The sequence below is a fragment of the Lysobacter sp. Soil_C_59 genome (genome assembly GCF_057656415.1).
On sequence record NZ_JBDGKK010000006.1, the window covers coordinates 128,899 to 150,118 of the forward strand.

The following is a 21,220-nucleotide window of genomic DNA, read 5'->3' on the forward strand; positions in this document are numbered from 1 at the left end:
CGGGGCGCGGGACATCCATGTCCCGCTGCTCCGCAATCCCCGACCCGGCGGACGACGCTTCGGCAATTCATTGCGTGGTCTTCGGCGGTCCCCTCTCCCCAACCCCTCTCCCACAAGGGGAGAGGGGCCAAGGGCGCGAGTGGTTTTGGAACCACCAATTCCTTTCGCGGGCGTCCGGGCCCCAGCTCACCGAGCAGACGTGCGAATGAGCGAGGGCACGGACACCGTCCAGGGCCGGCACAGTCCGAGTCCGGCCGTCGCAAGATTCATCACGCGCGCACTGCGCTCTCGCTAACAGCCCAAGTCAATAAAACAGTGACAGCTTCCGGAAGGAGGGGGTGGGGTGTATTTCGCGAACAATAAACGGAGCGAAGCGGAGGTTCGCGGAATACACCCCACCTCCTCCACCCACTAACCACGCACGCAAAAGAAAACGGACCGCAATGCGGTCCGTGCTCTCCAATCCAAAAGCTTCAGGCGCGGATTACTTCTTCAGGCCCGAATCCTTGCGCAGGTCGTCGGCCTTGTCCGTCTTCTCCCAGGAGAAGGCGGTGGCGGTGTGCTTCTTGCCGGCGCCGTCGACGTAGGTCACCTCGTGCGGCTTGCGGCCGAAGTGGCCGTAGGCAGCGGTTTCCTGGTAGACCGGGTGGATCAGGTCGAGCATCTTGACGATGCCGTACGGGCGCAGGTCGAAGTGCTTGCGGATCAGCTTCTCGATCTTCTCGTCCGGAATCTTGCCGGTGCCGAAGGTGGTGACCGAGATCGAGGTCGGCTCGGCCACGCCGATGGCGTAGGAGACCTGCACTTCGCACTTGTCGGCCAGGCCGGCGGCGACGATGTTCTTGGCGACGTAACGCGCAGCGTACGCAGCCGAACGATCGACCTTCGACGGATCCTTGCCCGAGAACGCACCACCGCCGTGGCGGGCCATGCCGCCGTAGCTGTCGACGATGATCTTGCGGCCGGTCAGGCCGCAGTCGCCCACCGGGCCGCCGATCACGAAGATGCCGGTCGGATTGATGTGGATCTTGTTCTTCGGCAGCGACTCGAGCCACTTCTTCGGCAGCACCGGCTTGAGGACGTGCTCGTACACGCCTTCGATCAGGTCCTTCTGCTTGATGCCCGGATCGTGCTGGGTCGACAGGACCACCGCATCGAGGCCAGCCACGTTGTGGTTGGCGTCGTAGCGCAGGGTGACCTGCGACTTCGCGTCAGGACGCAGCCACGGCAGCGGCGAGTTCTTCTTCTTGCGGATCTTGGCCTGCTGCTCGACCAGGCGGTGCGAGTAGTAGATCGGCGCCGGCATGAACTCCGGGGCTTCATTGCAGGCGTAGCCGAACATCAGGCCCTGGTCGCCAGCGCCCTGTTCTTCCGGCTTCTTGCGGTCGACGCCGGCAGCGATGTCCGGCGACTGCTTGCCCAGCATGTTGATGATCGCGCAGGTGTGGCCGTCGAAACCGACATTGGAATTGTTGTAGCCGATGTCGTTGATGACCTTGCGGGCAAGCGCCTCGATGTCGACCCACGCATTGGTGGTGACCTCGCCGGCGACGATCGCCGCGCCAGTCTTCACCATCGTCTCGCACGCCACGCGCGCACGCTTGTCCTGGGCCAGGATGGCATCGAGGACGGCATCGGAGATCTGGTCGGCAATCTTGTCCGGATGGCCTTCGGAGACCGACTCAGAGGTGAAAAGGTAGCTGGACATCGAGGCTTTATCCCCGTATTCGGATGAAAGGATGGCCGCGCATGATACAGCCTTGGCCGGGTCGGCGCATTGTGCGTCATTCAGGTGTTGGCTGAGGGTTAATTTCTCCGCGGCGGCGGCCGTCCAGGCGGTGTCACGGGATTGACCCCAAACCGCCACGTCGTTGTCGCCCCGCCGCAGCAGGCTGCGCGGCGAGACGCCCCGTCGGGGCGAGCCGTGACGCCCGAATGCCGCTTGAGCGCCGCCTGCAGGAACGATTTCCGCACTGGTTCAACGGGCGCCGGGCGTCCATCGCCCGACCGCTGCTGCGCACGCTGGGCCGCTGGTCGCGGTTCGACCAGATCGAGGCGTTCCTCCAGGCCAACGGCCACCTGCGCAACTTCGCCTTCGTCGAGGCCGCGCTCGACCACCTCCAGGTTCGCCATCTGTCGGACCCGGCCGAGGTGGCCGGCATTCCCGCCAGCGGCCGCCTGCTGATCGTCGCCAACCATCCCTCCGGCGCCGTCGACGCGTTGGCGCTGTTGGACGTCGTCGGACGCGTGCGCCGCGACGTCAGGATCGTCGCCAACGACCTGCTGTCGGCCCTGGACCCGCTGTCGGGCCTGCTGCTGCCGGTGCGGATCCTCGGCGGCCGGCCCAGCGCGCAGAGCCTGCAGGCGATCGACGATGCGCTGCGGGCCGAACAGTGCGTGATCGTGTTTCCGGCCGGGGAAGTGGCGCGCCTGGGCCTGCGGGGTGTCACCGACGGGCGCTGGCGCCGCGGCTTCCTGCGCTTTGCCCGCGCCAGCGGCGCGCCGGTGTTGCCGGTACGGATCGAGGCCCGCAATTCGGCTCTCTTCTACGGCGCTTCTGCCCTGTTCAAGCCGGTCGGCACGGCCCTGCTGGCGCGCGAGATGTTCGCCCGTCGTGCACACCGCGTCGCCATGCGCATCGGCACGCCGCTTTCGCTGCCGGCCGATGGTGATCCCGAACGGCTGATGCGCCAGGTCCGGCGAGAACTTTTCTCGCTAGGCAACGGACGTCGTCGCGGCGGGAGCGCCATGGCAGTCAAGCTGGCGACCGATATCGCCGCGCACGGCCGCCCCGCCGAGGTGATCGACGCGGTCGAACCGGAGCAGGTGCGCGCCGGAGTCGAGTCGCTTGAACTGCTGGGCCGCACGCTCGATGGCAAGCAGATCCGGGCCGGACGCCTGGCGGCCGGCTCGTCGCTGTTGCAGGAGATCGGACGGCTGCGCGAGGTCACCTTCCGCGCAGTCGGAGAGGGCACCGGCCAGCGACTGGACGTCGACCTCTTCGACAGCTGGTACGAGCACATCGTGCTGTGGGACGACGACGCCTCGCGCATCGCAGGGGCCTACCGCGTGGCCCGAGGCGCCTGCGTGCTGGCCGAGCGCGGCCTGGCGGGGCTCTACACCGCCTCGCTGTTCCGCTATGCCGACGATGCGATTCCCCGCATCGCCCAGGGCATGGAGCTGGGACGCAGCTTCGTGGCCCCGGACTACTGGGGCAGCCGCAGCATCGACTACCTGTGGCAGGGCATCGGTGCCTACCTGGCCCGGCACCGCAATGTGCGCTACCTGTTCGGCCCGGTGTCGATCAGTGCGGCGCTGCCCGAGCAGGCGCGCGAGCAGATCGTCGCCTACTACGCACGCTTCTACGGTTGCGGCCAGGCCGACGCCGTGTCGAAGCAACCGTTTGCCTACCGCGCCGCGCCGCCGCAGTTCGATGCCGTGGATGCCGCCACCGCCTTCCGCGTGCTCAAGGCCAATCTCGACGCGCTCGGGGCGACGCTGCCGATGCTCTACAAGCAGTACACCGACCTGTGTGAACCGGGCGGTGCGCGTTTCCTCGCGTTTGGCGTCGATCCCGCGTTCAGCGACGCGGTCGATGGCCTGATCGAGGTCGACCTGCAACTGCTGCGACCGAAGAAGCGCGAGCGCTACCTCGGCAACCACTGCATGGCCACGCCCGCCATCACGGAGACAGGTGGATGACACAGCAGCCGACTGCGTTGCCTTTGCGCCGCCGCGCGGTTTTCGTGTCCGATGTCCATCTGGGTTCCAAACACTGCCATGCCGCCGAGTTCGCCGACTTCCTGGGCGGACTTCGCTGCGACCGGCTGTACCTGGTCGGCGACATCGTCGACCTGTGGTGGATGGCGCAGCGACGCCCGAGCTGGGGCCAGGCCCACAATCGCGTCATCGAAGCGCTGCATGCGCTGCGCCGCGCAGGCACCGAGCTGGTGTACGTGCCGGGCAACCACGACCGGCCGATCCGCCGCTTCTGCGGACTGACACTGCCGCGCATGACAGTGCGCCGGCGTGCGATCCACGTCACCGCAGATGGTCGCCGCCTGCTGGTCACCCACGGTGACGACTACGACGGCGTGACCCACTTCGGCGGCCTGCAGGAGCGCTTCGGCGACTGGCTCTACTACCGCATCCTCACCGGCAACCAGTGGCTCAACCGCGTGCGCCGCCACTTCGGCCGGCGCTACTGGTCGCTGTCGGAGTTCCTCAAGCGCCAGAGCGGCGCAGCCGAGCGCTACATCGAACGCTTTGTCCAGGCCGGGCTCGACGATGCCCGTCGGCGCGGCCTCGACGGCGTGATCTGCGGCCACATCCACCGCGCGGCACTGTTCGAGCGCGACGGACGCCTGTACGCCAACGATGGCGACTGGGTCGAAAGCCTGACCGCCCTGGCCGAGGATCCCGACGGCACCCTGCGCCTGCTGTCGCATACGGGCGAGACGCTGGCGCTGTGCGCGGTGCAACCGCGGATGCTGTCCGCTTCGGAGCGTCCGCGCGCGGCCTAGGGCAAGCGGTCATCGCTCTGCCGGGCCACCGGAACCGGGCCTGATGGCACGTCCGCCCCGCGCGGCCGCTGCTAGCATCGCGTAATGGACTCACTGACCCAGATCGTGCTCGGCGCGGCCATCGCAGCCGCCGTCGCCCCGCCCCAGCATCGCCGTGCCGCATTGTTGGCCGGCGCGGCATTGGGCACGTTGCCCGACCTGGATGCGCTGGCTATCAACCTGGTGACGCAAGACCCGGTCGAACGCATGACCTGGCACCGCAGCCTTAGCCATTCGCTGCTGGTGCTGCCATTCGTCGCCTGGGCGATCTGGGCATGGTTCCGTGGTCGCGGCGGTCGTGTCGCGCAGGCGCCGCGCCGCTGGTTCTGGGCGATCGCACTGGCGCTGGTCACGCATCCATTGCTGGATGCATTCACCGTCTACGGCACCCAGCTGTTGTGGCCTCTGCCATTCAGGCCGGTGATGTGGTCGAGCGTGTTCATCATCGACCCGCTGTACACCGTCTGGTTGCTGCTCGCCTGCGTGATCGCCTGGTTCTGGCGCGAGCGGCGACTGGTGCAGCCGGCGCTGCTGGCAGGGCTGTCGCTGAGCACGCTCTATCTGGGGGCGGCGCTGTGGGCCAAGCACCAGGTCGAGCAGGAAGCCGAGCGCGCGCTGGCCGCGCACAACCTCGAAGATGCACCCCGATTCTCGGTGCCGATGCCGTTCAACATCCTCTTGTGGCGGGTGGTGGCAATGACGCCGGAGGGATTCGTCGAAGGTGAGCGCTCGCTGGTGGCCGATCGTGGGCCAATGCGATTGCGCGAATACCCCTCCGACGTGCACGCGCTGACCGAGGTCTTCGACTATCCCAGCGTGCAGCGCCTGAACTGGTTCAATCGTGGATTCATGAAAGCGCAGGAGCGCGATGGCGTGCTGGTGCTGTCGGACCTGCGCATGGGCGCCGAACCGGATTACACCTTCCGCTTTGCCGTTGCCCGGCGAGAAGGCGGCAGCTGGGAAGAAATACCGCCCGAGCAGCTGAAGTGGCCCTGGGAGGCCAGCCGCAGGCTCAGTGCGATGTGGCAACGGATCTGGAGTGCGCCGACGAACGAGTCCGATGTCAGCGGCGCAGCGATGGAGCGGCCCGCGGTGAGGGCGGCGATGGGAACCACGGTCAAACGCTGAGCAATCCCTTGCTCTGCCACCTGGGCCGCGTGTCAAGCACACGGCCCCTGGGTGAAAGATGACCTCATGGTTGTCCGCCTCGGGACGTGCCAGCCTCGGTTCCCGCAAGCGATCGCGGGATGCATTGAGTGGGACGCGTTGATGGGATCACAGGGCGTCGTTGAATTCGCGCTTGACCTGGACGATGTATTCGCGACCGGCCTCATCGGTGATCGCCACGGCTTCGCCGTTCATCAACTGCTCGTACCTGACCTCGCCGATGGCATTCACGAACTTCTTGAGTGCGCGATCGTAGGTGTAGGGATACTCGGCGAATGCGGTGCGGTTGCCGACGATCATCTGGACCTTGCGCTCACTCAGTCCGGTGACCTGTGCCAGGTCGCCGATGGGGTCCTTGCTCTGCTCCGCCCACGCCGGCATCGATGCCGCAAGCGCCAGCGCGATAAACGCAATCTTCGCTTTCATGAGTTGCCTCCTGATCGGATCGATCCACCGGGGCGTTACGGCGGGGTCCGCAGTAGGGGACACCCCGGCATGGCATAGAGTCGATCAAAAGACGTGGCGAATGCATCGCCCATAGGGGACTGTGACTTTCGACCTGCACCACTGGTCGCAATCACAACTGCAGCACAATCGTCACGCAATGCGCGTACGCATGCAGTCGATTGGTTTCATCCGTAATCGATGAACGTCGCGTCAATACACGGTCGCGCGCGCCTGCACGAAGGCATAGAAGAACACCGCGTTCGGATCGTTCTGCACCTGGTGCATCTCGCGACGCATGCCATCGACGACGTCCTGCGTCACGCGCTGCGCGGCCAGCAGCTGGTCGGCGGCCGACAACAGCAGCTCTTCCCAGAACGCGATCATGGTCTTGCGTCGTGCCGGTTCGCGATTGTCGAAGTAGAAGGTCTTGACCACGGTCGACACGTCGCGGAATCCGCCTGCGAGAAGCAGGTTGCCGAGCTTGGCGCCGACGAACGGATCGCCGCCGCTCTCGTACTGGAAGTCGTTGAATGCCATCCAGTATCGCCACACGTTCGGCGAGTACGGGTCGAGCAGGAACGAGGAGTTCATCACCTCGGTGATGTAGACCGGCGCGCCCGGCGCGAGCACGCGTCGCACTTCATTGAGCACGCGCGCAGGCGAGGGCACGTGCTCGAGCACCCAGCACAGGAAGGCGGCATCGAAGCTGCGCGGTTCGAAGGGCAGGTTGGTGGCATCTGCCAGGTGCAGGTCGTAGCGGCCGTCGAGCCAGGACATCGAGCCGAGGTTGGCGCGGGCAGCACCGAGCTGGGCTTCGTTGAGGTCGACGCAGGTCGCGTGCAGGTCCGGGAACCGCCGCAGCAGGATCTCGGTCTGCGCGCCGACGCCGCTGCCGATCTCAAGCAGTCGGCGCGCGCCGCTGTAGTCGATGTCGTGGAAGATCGTCGATTCGGCCAGTCGCGCCTGCTTCATCAGGCGTGCCTGCTCGGTCTGCGAGAACCCGTGCAGGTACGGAAACTCGGTGGCGCTGGATGACTCGCTCATGTGACCTCCAATGCGGAGCTCATGCCGCGCTGCGAACACACCGTCAGGCGGCGGCCGGGAGCTCCGGGGTGACGCCCGCGATCAGGGCATCGAAGTACTCGCCGGTCAGGTGCAGTTGCGCCTGGGCGGTTTCGGCGCGGTTGACCACGGCGCGGAACGCCTGGTTTTCCGGACGGTCCTTGGCGTACCAGCCCAGGTGCTTGCGGGCGATGCGCACGCCGGAGACCTCGCCGTAGAACTCGTGCAGATGGTGCAGGTGGCCGATGAGTACATCGCGCACTTCCTGCACGCTCGGTTCGGGCAGCAGCTCGCCGCTGGCGAGGTAATGGGCGATCTCGCGGAAGATCCACGGCCGGCCCTGTGCGGCCCGGCCGACCAGCACCGCATCGCAGCCGGTGCGCGCGAGCACCTCGGCGGCCTTCTGCGGTGAGTCGACATCGCCGTTGGCGAACACCGGAATCGACAGCGCCGCCTTCACTTCGGCGATCGTGTCGTACTCGGCGGTGCCGGTGTATTGCTGGTCGCGCGTGCGGCCGTGCACGGCGAGCGCGGCGATGCCGGCACTCTGCGCGACTTTCGCGATCGCCAGCGCATTGCGCTGGTCGGCGGCCCAGCCGGTGCGGATCTTCAGCGTCACCGGCACGTCGACGGCGTTGACCACCGCATCGAGGATGCGCGTGACCAGCGCCTCGTCGCGCATCAGCGCCGAACCGGCCCAGGCATTGCAGACCTTCTTGGCCGGGCAGCCCATGTTGATGTCGATGATCTGCGCGCCGTGGTCGACGTTGTAGCGCGCCGCCTCGGCCATCACCTCCGGCACGGTGCCGGCGATCTGCACGCTGATCGGCGCGGGTTCGCCGTCGTGGTCCATGCGATGGCGCGATTTGGCGGTGTTCCAGAAGCGCGGGTCGGACGTGGTCATTTCCGACACGCACAGCCCCGCACCCAGGCGCTTGCTCAGCACCCGGAACGGTTTGTCGGTAACGCCGGCCATGGGCGCCAGGATGACCCTGGGCGCGATCTGGTAGGGGCCGATATGGAAGGACGTGTCCGCCATGGCCGGCATTGTACCGGCAGGGGGTGTCAGCGATGCCCGCGCCGGCGCCGCCAGAACAGGAATCCGGTGACCAGCAGGAACATCGGCAGCAGGCCCACCACCGCCGTCGCCCACTTCATCACGCTGCCGCCCACGGCACCGATGTGCAGCGGGTAGATCGCCTGGCTCATGCGCATGCCCAGCCGGTTGGCGGTGGCGTCATTCACCTGCAGCACACCCGAGCCGGCCTTGGCGATCGAAATCGTGCTGCGTCCGACCGGATGCCATTCGCCGTCTGCGCGCGCGCGGAACGAAACCACGCCATCGCCGGACTTGGGCACCGAGACGCGGCTCAGCCGTGCACGCGGCAATGCGGCGTCGGCCTGGCGAAGGACCTGCGGCCAATCGACCGCGCCCTCGCCAGCAAGCTTGGGCGGCTTGACCGTGGCACCGCCGAAGGCTCCCACCAGCACGGCCTGGAATCCCTTCGAGTAGACCATGCCGACGCCGGTCAGCGTCGCCAGCAACAGCAGCGGGAACAGCACGGCGCCACTGCTGCGGTGCCAGCTCAGCCAGCGCCGCACCGGCGGGCCCGAGTGCATCTTCAGGTGCGCCAGCCATTGCCCGCGCCGCGGCCACCACAGGTACAAACCCGTCAGGATCAGGCCCAGCGCGATCCAGCCGAACACGCCGAGTACTTCCTCGCCTGTCTCGCCGCCGAGCAGGTGGGTGTGCCAGTCGTGCAGCCACATCAGCACGTCGTCTTCGTGGCTGCGGTAGAGCAGCAGCGCGCCGTCTTCAGGCGCGAAGTAGGCGCGGTGGCCGTCTTCGAAGTAGCCCTGCCAGACCGGCAGGTCGTCGTGCGGCAGGTCGAGCGAGCGCAGCCCCTCGGGCTGCCAGCGCTCGATCAGCGCGGCCAGCACGCGGCCATCGGCGACCGCGGCATGCTGCGCCAGCTGCGGGTGCTGCAGGCGCAACAGGTCGGTATGGAACACCAGCACGGTGCCGGTCAGCGCGACCAGCGCGAACACGACACCGACGCTGAGACCGACCCAAAGGTGCAGCCACGACAGCGCCGCCCGCAGGCGGCGCGAGAACGGTCGTGGCGTGGAGGCGGTCATCTGCGCGTCGCCGATCAGAACCGGTTGGCCCAGCTCAGCGTCAGCACGCGACCACGGCCGGCAACGTAGGTGTCATTGCGCGGCGTGCTCTGCGAGTAGTAGGTGACGTACTGCTCGCCAAATATGTTCTCGATGCCGACGTTGAGCTGGCCCAGCGGCAGCTGGAAGCGCGTTTGCAGGTCGACCGTGGTGTAGCCGTCGAAGTCGGCGACCTGGACACCGCGCAGGTCGAACTCGCGATCGAGCGACTGGCTGGCCTGCAGGCGCGTGGCGATGCCCGGCGTCCAGTCCTGGTCCCAGAACGCGGTGATGCGGTCGGGGCTGACGTTGATGCCGGGCAGGTCGCTGTCGACGCGGTCGTCGCCGTTGCTGTCGTAGCGGCCGTCGGTCTGCGCGTAGCCCAGACCAATGCGGGTCTTCTCGCTGAACTGCCAGGCGACGTTGGCCTCGATGCCTTCGATCTCGGTGCGCTCGCGCACGACGTTGTAGCTCTGGCTGCCCGGGTCGAAGGCCAGGCGCGAGCCCAGGTCGGAGTCGGACTGGTAGATGGCCAGGTGGGCGAGCCAGCGGCCGTCGTCGTAGTCGACGCCGATTTCCTGGTTGTCGGCGATCACCGGCGACAGGTCGACCAGCGTGTCGACGCGCTGGCCGGGCGTGCTGATGCCGCGCAGTACGCGTCCGATGTCGGCGACGCTGTAGCCTTCCGAATACGACGCGTACAGCTTGAGCGCATCGGTGACTTCCCAGACCGCGCCGAAGTTGGGCAGCACTTCGCTGGTCGTCGGCGAACCGCCTTCGACGAACTGGCCGCCGTTGTTGGACGGGATGGTGGTGAAGTCGTCGACCTTCAGCTTGCCGCGCTCGTAGCGCAGGCCGCCGCTGAGCATCACGCGATCGGCCACCCACCACTCGGCCTGCACGAACGGCGACACCGATTCGTAAGTGGTCCTGGGCACCCAGTCCAGGCCGCTGACGACCAGTTCCTGATGGGTCGTGTCGCGGGCCAGGTCGAGGCCGGTAGTCACGCGCAGGCGCAGGCCGAACAGATCGCCGCGCGACCAGCTGAACTTGCCGCCGAGCTTCTCGGACACGTTCTGCGACTGGTCGAACCAGTGCAGGTCGCGGCCGTCGCCCCAGAAGTTGCCCCAGTCGGTGCCGCCGTACAGCGCTTCGAAGTCGACCCAGTACAGCTGCGCCTGGAAGTAGCCGCCGGCCATGGCCTTGTCGGTGTAGTCCAGGTTCAGCGAGGTCGAGCGGTTGCGCGGACCATCGCCTTCCTTCTCGCCGCGGATCGAGGTCGCAAGCTGGCCGGTGGCAATGTTGCCGTTGACGGTGGCGTAGTCGTTGTTGCCCTGCAGCTCGTAGTGGTTGACGGTGAGCTGCAGGCGCTGCTCTTCGTTGATGTTCCAGCCGCCCTTGGCGAACAGGTTGTACGACTGCGCGTCCATCAGGTCGCCCTGGACGTCGTTGACGGCGATCGCATCGCCATCGCCGTCGTAGTACAGGCCTTCGCTGGCATAGGACGCACCGCCGACGAAGTCGAACGCGCCGCTGCGCGTGCCGAGCACGTACGAGGCGCGGTAACCGGTGCTGTCGCTCTCGTGCGGGAGGGCGCTGCTGGCGGCGATGTTGACGTCCTGGAACGTCTCGCCGTCCTGGCGCGGGGCGCGCTTGGTGATGATGTTGATGATGCCGCCCGATGCGCCCAGGCCCTGCAGCGCGTTGGCGCCGTGGATGACCTCGATGCGCTCGATCATCGCCGGGTCGATGGTGTGGCCGTCACGGCCGCCTTCGCGCAGCGGTGTCGACTGCGGCACGCCGTCGACCAGGTACAGCGGCTTGCGGCCGCGCAGGGTCTCGCCACCATTGGTCAGCTTCTGTCGCGAAGGCGAGAACGACGGGATCAGGTTGGCCAGCACCTGCGAGATGTCCTGGGTCAGCGCCAGCTGCTGCTGCAGCTGCTTCTGGTCGATGACGGTGATGGTGTTGGGCAGCGCGGCATCGGAATCGGGAATGCGGCTGGTGCTGGCCGAAACGGTGACGCGGTCGATGTCGGTGGCATCGTCGGCATGAGCGACAGGCATGGCAAGTGCAGCCAGCAGGGCGCTGGCCAGGTGGTGTCGACGGAGCATGGGGAGAGGGATCCGGACTTCGAGTCAGGCGCGTATGGTAATGCGAACCATTCGCGTTTTACAGGCCGAGTCTGGCGGATTTGCCCGCGGGGGCCTCGCACCGAGCCCCGGAAGGGCGATCTAGGCGCCGAAACGCGCCCGCAGGTCGGCCTCGTGCGGCATCGCCGAGGCCGCACCGGCGCGCTCGGTCGACAGGCCGGCATAGCGATTGGCGAAATGCACGTGATCGGCGAACGCGGCATCACTGCGGCGCGCCACCGAGGCGGCGAGGGCACCGTTGAAGGCGTCGCCGGCACCGGTGGTATCGACCGGCTGCACCGTCGCCGCGGCGACCCGGTAGTGGCTGCGTGCGTCGTTGCGCAGGTCCAGGTCGGCGTGAGAGACGAAACAGCCTGCCGCGCCGAGGGTGATCACCACCGTGCCGTGCGGCAGCAGGCGCCGGCAAAGTGCGTGCAGGGTGTCTTCGTCCTGCGCGGCCAACGTGGCCGCATCGACCTGTTGGGATGTATGCCGACCGAGCTGCGCGCAGAACTCGGTTTCGTTCGGCGTGATCACATCCGCCAGCGACAACAGTGACGCCGGTGCCTGGGCATCGGCCGGCGCCGGGTTCAGCACGGTCATCACGCCGGCGGTGCGCGCCGCGGCGAACGCGGCCTCGACGGCCGCCACCGGCGATTCCAGCTGCGCAAGCACGACCCGCGCGACGGCAATGGTGCTGGCCTGCTGGCTGACGAAATCGGACGAGAGCTCGGCGTTGGCGCCGGGCCCGATCACGATCGAATTGCGCCCGTCTTGATCGACGTAGATGCCAGCGGTGCCGGTAGGCGCGTGGCTGGGCAGGTCGTGCAGGTCGATGTCGTCGGCCACGGCCAGTGCATGCGCGAGCTGGCCGCCGAGATCGTCGCCGAGCGCGCAGACGAAGCTCGTCTTCGCGCCGGCGCGCGCGGCGGCGGTGGCCTGGTTGAAGCCCTTGCCGCCGGGTCCTGTGCGGTAGTGCCCGGCGAGGGTTTCGCCGGGTCGTGGCAGCGTCGCCACCGTCCACACGTGGTCGACGTTGAACGAGCCGACCACCACCACGCGCGCGCTGTCGCTCATGCCGGCGTCGTGATCAGCTGAAGTAGGTGAGCACGCCGGCGATGGTCGCGGTCATGAAGGTCGCGATCGAACCGCCGAGGACCGCGCGCAGGCCGAAGCGGGCGAGGTCCTGGCGACGCTCCGGTGCCAGTCCGCCGATGCCGCCGATCTGGATCGCGATCGAGCTGAAGTTGGCGAAGCCGCACAGCGCGTAGGTCGCGACGAGGCGGCCCTGCTCGCTGAGCGTGACGCCGGCGACCTTGCCGTTGACGATGTCTGCCAGCTGCAGGTAGGCGACGAATTCGTTGATCACCACCTTCTGCCCGATCAGGCTGCCGACAATCGGTGCGTCCGCCCACGGCGTGCCGATCACCCAGGCCAGCGGTGCCAGTACGTAGCCGAAGATCGTCGCCAGGTCGGTCGGCTTGCCGATCGCCGCGGCAATGCCGGTGACATCGCCCAGCCAGGTCAGCGGCCAGTTGATCAGCGCGATCAGCGCGATGAAGGCCAGCAGCATCGCGCCGATGTTCAGCGCCAGGCGCAGGCCGTCGCCGGCACCGGCGGCGGCGGCATCGATGATGTTGGCGGTGTTCTTTTCCACTTCCATCTTGACCGTGCCGCGGGTCAGCGGCTCGCCGGTCTCCGGCACCAGGATCTTGGCGATCACCAGCGTTGCCGGTGCGGCCATGATCGAGGCTGCGAGCAGGTGCTTGGCGTAGAACGCCTGCTGTTCCGGGTCGCCACCGCCGAGCATGCCGACGTAGGCGGCGAGCACGCCGCCGGCGATGTGGGCCATGCCGCCGATCATCATCGTGATCAGCTCCGACTCGGTCATCTTCGGAATGTACGGGCGCACCGTCAGCGGCGCCTCGGTCTGGCCGATGAAGACGCTGGCGCAGACGCTGGTGGTTTCCGCGCCCGACACGCGCATGACCTTGGTGATCGCCCAGGCCATCGCCCGCACGATCGCCTGCATCACGCCCAGGTGGTAGAGCACGCCCATCAGTGCGGCGAAGAAGATGATCGTCGGCAGCACCTGGAATGCAAAAATGAAACCGTAGGTCGAGGTGTCCATCAGGCTGCCGAAGATGAACTTCGAGCCTTCGTTGACGAAGCTGAGCACCTTCACGAAGCCGTGGCCGATGGCGTCGAACGCCTCGCGGCCACCGGGCATCAGCAGCACGACGGCGGCGAATGCGATCTGCAGCGTCACGCCGGTGGCGACGAGTTTCCAGTCGACCCGGCGCTTGTTGATCGAGAACAACCAGGCGATGCCGATCAGTACCGACAGGCCAAACAGGCCAAAAGCCACCCGCGCAATTGCTTCCACTCAGTTCTCCCCATGCAACCGGCAGCCGGCAGCGCGTCGTTGTAGTTATAGGCCCGCCGCAGCGGCGGCGCGGCGTAGTTTACCCCGCGCCCCCTCTCCCTGGCCTGCGGCCTGTCCCTCTCCCACAAGGGGAGAGGGCAACGCCGGGATTGCAATTGCTCCCTCTCCCCTTGTGGGAGAGGGACAGGCCGCGAAGGCGGCCAGGGAGAGGCGTCAGCCGTCCCGCGCCACCACCTTGTTCCGCCCCTGCAGCTTCGCCTGCTGCAGGCGGCCGTCGGCCCGGCGCAGGAGCCGGGACAGGTCCGAACCCTCGTGCGGAAACCCCGCCAGGCCGGCACTGAAGCTCAGCGGCATCGCGTCGGCGCCGCGTTCGGGCTGGAACGGTCGCTCGCCCAGGGCCCGTCGGATCGCGTCCACGCGTTCCCAGGCCGTGCCGATGGGCTTGCGCAGCAGCAACACGAATTCCTCGCCACCGATCCGCACCAGCCACTCGCCCGGCTCGGCCAGTTCGCGCAGCACCGCAACGACGTGGCGCAGGGCGCGGTCGCCGGCATGGTGGCCGTGGGCGTCGTTGATGCGCTTGAAGTGGTCCAGGTCGATCAGCGCCAGGGTCAGGCTGTCGCCGTCGTGGCGGACGCTGTCGAACAGGCGCGGCACCCGGTGCAGCAGCCAGGTGCGGTTGGGCAGGCGCGTCAGGCCGTCGGTGCCCGACAACTCGACCAGGCGCTGCATCCGGTAGACCACCATGGCGGTGATCAGGGTGAACATCATCAGCAGCACCAGCCGCTGGGCCTGGCTGCCCAGGGTCACGGAGCCGTAGTCGCTGGAAAGCAGTTGCTCCGGCGAGCTCGCCAGGGCGAACACCGCCAGCACCAGCAGCCCGTACTGGCCGATCGCCAGCGCGCCGGCGAACAGGGCGATGCGGCCGTCGCTGCGCAGCGCGGTCAGCAGGATCGCCAGGATGTAGCCGCACCAGACGATCAGGCTGTTGAGCCCGGCCGGCAGGTGGTTGGCGGCCAGCGCGACCAGCACCAGCGTGGTCGCGGTGACGTCGAATGCCGACGAGGCGAACGGCAGCCAGCGGTACAGGCGCCGCCGGCGCGCCAGCGACAGCCAGACATGGGCGAACACGTTGACGACCAGGGCGCCGCCGAGGCCGATCATGGTTTCGTTGATGCCGCCGCCGCCCAGAGCGTTCGCCAGCGGCAACAGCAGCAACATCGCTGCGAGGGCCGCGCGCAGGCGCGCCACCAGCAGTTCGCCGCCGGCGCCGATCTCGAGCATGATTTCGTCCGGTCGCGCCAGCAAAGAAGCTACGACCTCGCGGATCCTGCCGCCCGTCATGTGCATCGGTATCCCCCTTGATGCCCGCGCCGAGCATAGCGCGGGTCCCGGGTCGGCATGCAGCTGTCGGAGGGGGGCTGGCCAGAAGCCGCTCTCACGGCTAGCCCACTCCGCGCAGTCCCACCCAGGCGGCCAGCGCCAGGAACACGATCGCGGCAACGGTGCGGGCGGTCTTCAGCGGCAGGCGGTCGGCCAGGCGGCTGCCCAGCAGTACCACCGGCACGTTCGCCACCAGCATGCCCAGCGTCGTGCCGGCGACCACTTCCCAGAACGGGTGGTAGCGGGCGGCCAGCAGCACGGTCGCGACCTGGGTCTTGTCGCCGATCTCGGCCAGGAAGAAGGCGATGGTGGTGGCGACGAAAGCGCCCCGGGCGGGCAGGGCACCGTCTTCGTCGTCGAGCTTGTCGGGCTTGAGCGTCCACACGGCCACCGCGAGGAAGCTGATCGCCACCACCCAGCGCAGCACGTCGGGAGTGAGCCACTGCGCGACCAGGGTGCCGAACCATGCCGCCAGGGCATGGTTGAGCACGGTCGCGACGAGGATGCCGGCGACGATCGGCCAGGGCTTGCGGAAGCGGGCCGCCAGCAGCAGCGCCAGCAGTTGGGTCTTGTCGCCGATCTCGGCAAGCGCGACGGTGCCGGTCGAGACGGCAGCGGTCATCAGGGGGACGTTACCCGCAAAGAAGTGATCCATGGATACTCCGGAGGTCGGGCTTCCGCGTGGACGCGAAAGGCAAACGCCACGCGGCCCGACCCGGCATATGCCAGTTGCTCGCGTGACGCCTGCCTTCGGTCTTGCCCGTGGTCGCTCGCCGGCGTGTGCCGACTGGCTGCCGCTCCTGCGCCATGGCCGTTGGGCCAAGTGTGTTGACGCAGGTCCCGGTGGATCGTCAGTGGATGACGGCGCCGGTGGGCTACTCCCCGGAGGAGGGATGGCGCGCATTGTACATAGGCAATCGCCGGCAGGACATGTCGCCGAAGTGCAGGCCGCCGAACTGCAGGCCGCTAAACTGAACGCCTCGTCATTGAACGACTCATCCCGGGAGCCCCCCATGCAATACCGCCGCCTCGGTTCCTCCGGCCTGCAACTGTCGGCGCTGTCCTTCGGCGCCTGGCTCACCTTCGGTTCGCAGATCGGTCGCTCGACCGCGCGCGACCTGGTCGCCGCTGCCTGGGACAACGGCATCAACTTCTTCGACAACGCCGAGACCTACGCCAACGGCGAGGCGGAGAAGGTGATGGGCGACGTGATCGCCGACCTGCGCCTGCCGCGCGATGGTTTCTGTGTGTCGAGCAAGGTTTTCTTCGGCGCAGTCGCCGAGCCGCGGCCGACGCAGCGGGGCCTGTCGCGCAAGCACGTCACGGATGCCTGCCACGCCGCGCTCAAGCGCCTGCGCGTGGACTACCTCGACCTTTACTACTGCCATCGCCCCGATCCGGATACACCGATCGATGAGACGGTGCGCGCGATGGATTCGCTGGTCAGCCAGGGCAAGGTCCTGTACTGGGGGACGTCGGAGTGGACCGCGGCGCAGATCCGCGAGGCGCACAAGATCGCCCGCGCCCAGCACCTGGCGGCGCCGACGATGGAGCAGCCGCAATACAACCTGCTGCACCGCGAGCGCGTCGAGCTGGAGTACGCGCCGCTGTATGCCGAGGTCGGCCTGGGCACCACCACCTGGTCGCCGCTGGCATCGGGCGTGCTGACCGGCAAGTACAACGCCGGCGTGCCGACCGAGGCGCGCCTGGGCCGCGAGGGCCTGGGCTGGTTGCAGCGCAGCGTGCTGGGCGAGAACGAAGGGCGGGTCGAGCGCGCGCGCCGGTTCGTCGAACTCGCCCGTGAGCTGGACGTGGCGCCGGCGCCGCTGGCGATCGCCTGGTGCCTGCGCAATCCGCATGTATCAAGCGTCATCCTCGGCGCCAGCCGCCCCGAGCAGTTGCTGCAGAACCTGGATGCGCTGGAGCTGGCGCAGCGCCTGCAGGAAAGCGACTGGCAACGCGTGGAAGCCGCCGTGCGCTGAGACGGTGGGCGGGCCCGCACCGGGTGTTGACGCAGTAATGAGAATCATTATCATTACTCGCGTCACCCCGACCGAGCCACGAACATGTCTCTGCGCCAACCGATGCTGCAGCTGAAGCCACGTTCCGACCGTTCCGCGCCCCTCGTCCCGCCGATCGCACTCGCCGCTCCGGGCCTGACCCTGTCCGCCTCGCTGGTCGAGAGCGACGACCTGCTGCGCGGTGGACGTGAAGTGCTGATCCGCCACGGCGACGAGGTCTATCGCCTGCGCCACACGCGCAACGACAAGCTGATCCTCACCAAGTGATCCTGGTCAGGTAAATCCGACAGATCACCGATCGACGCGCCCGAACCCCGGGCGCGTCGGCAATCCGCGTTGCCGCCCTGGGGAGGGTGGCCCGCGAAGGCGTACGGCAAGGATGCTGCCGCTCCCACTCAACGTCTCTCTCCAAGGCCCGCAAGCCCGCCGTCCGAACGGCTGCCAGCACGCCTCGACAATCACTCGAGCCCGTGTCCATGCATCCCGCTTCGACCAAGTTTGTTCCGTCCACCCTCGCCATGGCCCTCATGCTGGCGCTACCTGCCCATGCCCGTGCCGCCGACAGCGGCGCCGAACCGTCCACGACGCTCACCGGCGCCGCCGCCGCAACCGGCGCCACCAGCGAGTTCGACCGCATCGTCGTCACCGCCACCCGCACCGAGCGCGCGCTGGACGACGTGCCGTCCGTGGTCACCGCCATCGACCGCGAACAGATGGATCGCGAACTGGTGCGCAACCTCAAGGACCTGTTCCGCTACGAGCCGGGCATTACCGTCACCACCGGCACCGGCCGCTTCGGCCTGGGCGACATCCGCATCCGCGGCCTGGGCGGCAATCGCGTGCGCATCGAGACCGACGGCATCGCCGTGCCGGACGCGTTCTCGATCGGCAGCTTCTCCACTGCCAACCGCAACTTCGTCGACCTCGACACGCTCAAGCGCGTCGAAGTGGTGCGCGGCCCGGGCAGCGCGCTGTACGGCTCCGATGCACTGGGCGGCGTGGTCGCGTTCGCAACCAAGGATCCCTCCGATTATCTGGAGGAGGGCAAGGACGCCTACTTTGGTTTCAAGCTGGACTACGAGGGTGCTGACGATGGATTGTTCGGCGCGGCAACCGCTGCCTTCGGCGGCGATCGCTGGTCTGGCCTGGTCGCGGTGAACCATCACCAGGGCCAGGAAACCGAGACCATGGGCGAGGACCGCAGCAGTGGCGCCAGCCGCACGGCAGCCAACCCGCAGGATTACGACGGCCGCAGCCTGCTCACCAAGCTGGTGTTCGCACCGAGCGCGAACCAGCGCTTCAAGCTGACCGTGGAAGGCAACGAGGACCAGGTCGATACAGACGTGCTGACTTCGCGCGTGCTGGCAGCGTTGCCGCCGGGCTCGCCGCCGACCACGCCACGCACCCGCACCACCTCGCTGACCGGTGACGACAAGCAGACGCGTGCGCGTGTCTCGTTCGCGCACGAGGTCGATTCGATCGACTCGGCGCTGGTCGATTCGCTGCAGTGGCAGGTCTATCGCCAGGACAGTGAGACCACGCAGAAGACCTTCGAGCTGCGCGAGACGGTCAGTGCTACCGGCCGCGTGACCAACCCGACTCGGCGCGAACGCGAATTCAACTTCGACCAGCGTCTGGTCGGTGCGGAGGCCGTGCTGCACAAGGACTTCAGCAGCGGCAGTGTCGAACACAGCCTGACCTACGGATTGGAGTACACCGGGACGGAGTTCAAGCAGAAGCGCGATGGTCGCTCGATCAACCTGACCACCGGTGCGGTCAGCAACGCGATCCTGCCCGATGTGTTCCCGGTGCGAGACTTTCCGACCAGCACCACCACGCTGGCGGCGCTATACGTGCAGGACGAGATCTCGTTCGCCGACGGCGAATTCCGCCTGATCCCGGCCCTACGCGTGGACCACTTCGATCTCGACTCCAGCATCGATCCGATCTATGCCGCCGACAATCCGGGCCTGGGCGTGGTCGACATAACCGAGACCAGCGTGTCGCCCAAGCTCGGCGCGGTCTGGCATTTCACCCAGGACTGGTCGCTGTTCGGTGGCTACCAGCATGGTTTCCGCGCACCGCCCTACAACGACGTCAACCTGGGCTTCACCAACCTGCAGTTCGGCTACACCGCCATCCCCAATCCGGATCTCAAGCCGGAAACCAGCGATGGCGTCGAGTTCGGCGTGCGCTTCTCCAATGAAGCCGTGTTCGCCGAGTTCTCCACCTACTACAACCGCTACGACGACTTCATCGAGTCGCTGCGAGACACCGGCACCAACGCGCAGGGCTTGATCGTCTTCCAGTCGCAGAACATCGCCAACGCCGAGATTTACGGCGCCGAAGCACGCGCCGGCGTCGACCTGGGCGCGCTGGCCGAGGGCCTGGCGGGATGGTCGCTGCGCGGTTCAGTGGCCTGGTCGAAGGGCGAGGATCGCGACACCGGCACGCCGCTGGAGTCGATCGATCCGTTGCGCGCATCGCTGGGCATCGCCTACGACCGCGACACCTGGGGCGTCGAACTGGCCGGCCGCTTTGCTGGCCGCGACGACGAACTGCCGGTGGCAGGTCGCTTCGAGACGCCGGGTTATGGCGTGTTCGACCTGCTTGGCCACTGGGCCTTCGCGCCTGGCGCCGAGTTCAACGCTGGGGTGTTCAACCTGGCCGACCGGAAGTACTGGGAGGCCGGCACGATCGCCAGCCAGCAGGCCGCGACCAGCCCCGTGCTCGACCGCTACACCAGCCCGGGCCGCAACGTCGGCGTCAGCCTGAGCGTGAGCTGGTGATGCAGCCAGCGCCGCGAAACACCTTTCAACTTCAAAAAGAGCCAGCCATGAACATGCGCCCGCACCTGCTTCTGCTTTCCGTCCTCTCCGCGTTGCCGATGCAGGCCGTCGCCGCGCCGGCCGCAACCGACACCGCGCGCGACCGCGCCTCGATCCTCGCGATGAAGGGCGAGTACATCGTCGACTTCGCCTTCGACGAGACCGTGCTGCTGCAACCTGGCTACGAGCGCCACCCGGCGATGCGCAGCGGCGGCAACGAGGTCGTGATCGTCGTCGAGGACGCGCCGACCCGGGTGGTGCTGCAGCACATCCTGGTCGACGAGAAGAGCGGCCACGTCACCAAGCACTGGCGCCAGGACTGGACGTTTGAAGCGGCCACGCGCTTCGAGTTCACCGCCGAGCAGACCTGGCAGGTGCGCCCGGTTCCGGCCGGGCTGACGCGCGGTGCGTGGACCCAGTGCGTGTACGAGGTCAGCGACGCGCCGCGTTACTGCGGCACCGGCGCATGGACCTACGACAACGGGGTGGCCACGTGGACCAGCGACCTGAGCTGGCGTCCGCTGCCGCGTCGCGAGTACACCAAGCGCAGCGATTACAACGCCATCAGTGCGATCAACCGCCACACCCTGACGCCCATGGGCTGGACCCACGAGCAGTTCAACACCAAGGTGCTGCGCAAGCCAGACGGTTCGCAGGTCGAGCTGGCACGCGAGTTCGGCTTCAACGACTACCAGAAGACCACCGAGGTCGACTTCGCTCCGGCCTACAAGTACTGGGACGCCACCAATGGCTATTGGGCCAAGGTGCGTGCGCGTTGGGACAGTTTCCTCGGCAAGGCGCCGGGTGTGCACCTGAAGACGAAGATCGACGGCATGGCGATGATCATGCCGTTGTTCGAGCAGGCTTCGCAGCTGGAGGACGGCAAGAAGGTCGGTGACGCGAAGATCGACGCGGTGTTCAAGAAGTGGGTCGAGCCTTCGTCGATGTGATTCGGCGTCGAACGGCGTCGTCCGCCTGATTGGCTTGCGTCTGCGGAATGGCGTCGTCCGCCGGGCCGGGGATTGCTCCGCCCCTTAGTCAGACATCCTGTCTGATGCGGGGCGTGGGCCATCCA

General features: G+C 67.4%; 16 protein-coding genes and 1 pseudogene. 7 read left to right on the forward strand and 10 right to left on the reverse strand.

Annotated features, from left to right (window positions below; all coding sequences use genetic code 11):
* Positions 1 to 484 precede the first annotated feature (484 nt).
* The gene (gene metK / locus AC3A3Q_RS13135) at positions 485 to 1,708 is read right to left on the reverse strand and encodes a methionine adenosyltransferase (protein WP_487586666.1); all 1,224 of its coding nucleotides are present in this window, start codon (positions 1,706 to 1,708) and stop codon (positions 485 to 487) included.
* A gap of 227 nt (positions 1,709 to 1,935) precedes the next feature.
* Between metK and olsF the strand changes: the two genes are divergently transcribed.
* The 3 genes from olsF to AC3A3Q_RS13150 all read left to right on the forward strand — a co-directional run bounded on the left by olsF (position 1,936) and on the right by AC3A3Q_RS13150 (position 5,690).
* A complete protein-coding gene (olsF, locus tag AC3A3Q_RS13140; protein WP_487586667.1) occupies positions 1,936 to 3,702 on the forward strand; it encodes a bifunctional ornithine lipid synthase OlsF in 1,767 nt (588 codons plus the stop codon).
* Entirely contained in the window at positions 3,699 to 4,523 is an 825-nt protein-coding gene (locus AC3A3Q_RS13145) for a UDP-2,3-diacylglucosamine diphosphatase (RefSeq protein WP_487586668.1), read from the forward strand. Before olsF ends, AC3A3Q_RS13145 begins: the two co-directional genes overlap by 4 nt.
* Before the next feature lie 84 nt (positions 4,524 to 4,607).
* Positions 4,608 to 5,690 (forward strand): metal-dependent hydrolase, encoded by a 1,083-nt coding sequence (locus AC3A3Q_RS13150; RefSeq protein ID WP_487586669.1) that lies wholly within the window; start codon positions 4,608 to 4,610, stop codon positions 5,688 to 5,690.
* Between the two features lie 147 nt (positions 5,691 to 5,837).
* On the opposite strand, the gene AC3A3Q_RS13155 is transcribed toward AC3A3Q_RS13150, so the two are convergent.
* From AC3A3Q_RS13155 to AC3A3Q_RS13195, 9 genes are all read right to left on the reverse strand, one after another.
* Positions 5,838 to 6,155: a hypothetical protein gene (locus tag AC3A3Q_RS13155; RefSeq protein WP_487586670.1), complete on the reverse strand. Its 318-nt coding sequence runs from the start codon at positions 6,153 to 6,155 to the stop codon at positions 5,838 to 5,840.
* Between the two features lie 231 nt (positions 6,156 to 6,386).
* A complete protein-coding gene (locus AC3A3Q_RS13160; protein WP_487586671.1) occupies positions 6,387 to 7,220 on the reverse strand; it encodes a class I SAM-dependent methyltransferase in 834 nt (277 codons plus the stop codon).
* A gap of 43 nt (positions 7,221 to 7,263) precedes the next feature.
* Positions 7,264 to 8,277: a tRNA dihydrouridine synthase DusB gene (gene dusB / locus AC3A3Q_RS13165; RefSeq protein WP_487586672.1), complete on the reverse strand. Its 1,014-nt coding sequence runs from the start codon at positions 8,275 to 8,277 to the stop codon at positions 7,264 to 7,266.
* A gap of 26 nt (positions 8,278 to 8,303) precedes the next feature.
* Positions 8,304 to 9,377 (reverse strand): PepSY-associated TM helix domain-containing protein, encoded by a 1,074-nt coding sequence (locus AC3A3Q_RS13170; protein ID WP_487586673.1) that lies wholly within the window; start codon positions 9,375 to 9,377, stop codon positions 8,304 to 8,306.
* A 14-nt stretch (positions 9,378 to 9,391) separates the two neighbouring features.
* Positions 9,392 to 11,509, reverse strand: coding sequence for a TonB-dependent receptor (locus AC3A3Q_RS13175; RefSeq protein WP_487586674.1), 2,118 nt, complete (start codon positions 11,507 to 11,509; stop codon positions 9,392 to 9,394).
* A gap of 120 nt (positions 11,510 to 11,629) precedes the next feature.
* The gene (locus AC3A3Q_RS13180; RefSeq protein ID WP_487586675.1) at positions 11,630 to 12,604 is read right to left on the reverse strand and encodes a ribokinase; all 975 of its coding nucleotides are present in this window, start codon (positions 12,602 to 12,604) and stop codon (positions 11,630 to 11,632) included.
* Between the two features lie 13 nt (positions 12,605 to 12,617).
* Positions 12,618 to 13,913 (reverse strand): NupC/NupG family nucleoside CNT transporter, encoded by a 1,296-nt coding sequence (locus tag AC3A3Q_RS13185; protein ID WP_200604191.1) that lies wholly within the window; start codon positions 13,911 to 13,913, stop codon positions 12,618 to 12,620.
* Between the two features lie 213 nt (positions 13,914 to 14,126).
* Positions 14,127 to 15,263 (reverse strand): GGDEF domain-containing protein, encoded by a 1,137-nt coding sequence (locus AC3A3Q_RS13190; protein WP_487586676.1) that lies wholly within the window; start codon positions 15,261 to 15,263, stop codon positions 14,127 to 14,129.
* Between the two features lie 94 nt (positions 15,264 to 15,357).
* Positions 15,358 to 15,918: a TMEM165/GDT1 family protein gene (locus AC3A3Q_RS13195; RefSeq protein WP_487586677.1), complete on the reverse strand. Its 561-nt coding sequence runs from the start codon at positions 15,916 to 15,918 to the stop codon at positions 15,358 to 15,360.
* 391 nt (positions 15,919 to 16,309) lie between these two features.
* Between AC3A3Q_RS13195 and AC3A3Q_RS13200 the strand changes: the two genes are divergently transcribed.
* The 4 genes and pseudogenes from AC3A3Q_RS13200 (at position 16,310) to AC3A3Q_RS13215 (ending at position 21,095) form a co-directional block, all read left to right on the forward strand.
* Complete coding sequence (locus AC3A3Q_RS13200) at positions 16,310 to 17,278, forward strand: aldo/keto reductase (RefSeq protein WP_487586678.1); 969 nt, start codon at positions 16,310 to 16,312, stop codon at positions 17,276 to 17,278.
* Between the two features lie 201 nt (positions 17,279 to 17,479).
* A pseudogene (gene hemP / locus AC3A3Q_RS13205) lies at positions 17,480 to 17,584 on the forward strand (hemin uptake protein HemP); the annotation flags it as partial.
* Between the two features lie 209 nt (positions 17,585 to 17,793).
* Entirely contained in the window at positions 17,794 to 20,106 is a 2,313-nt protein-coding gene (locus AC3A3Q_RS13210; RefSeq protein WP_487586731.1) for a TonB-dependent hemoglobin/transferrin/lactoferrin family receptor, read from the forward strand.
* A 98-nt stretch (positions 20,107 to 20,204) separates the two neighbouring features.
* Positions 20,205 to 21,095 (forward strand): DUF6607 family protein, encoded by an 891-nt coding sequence (locus AC3A3Q_RS13215; RefSeq protein WP_487586732.1) that lies wholly within the window; start codon positions 20,205 to 20,207, stop codon positions 21,093 to 21,095.
* Positions 21,096 to 21,220: the final 125 nt, after the last annotated feature.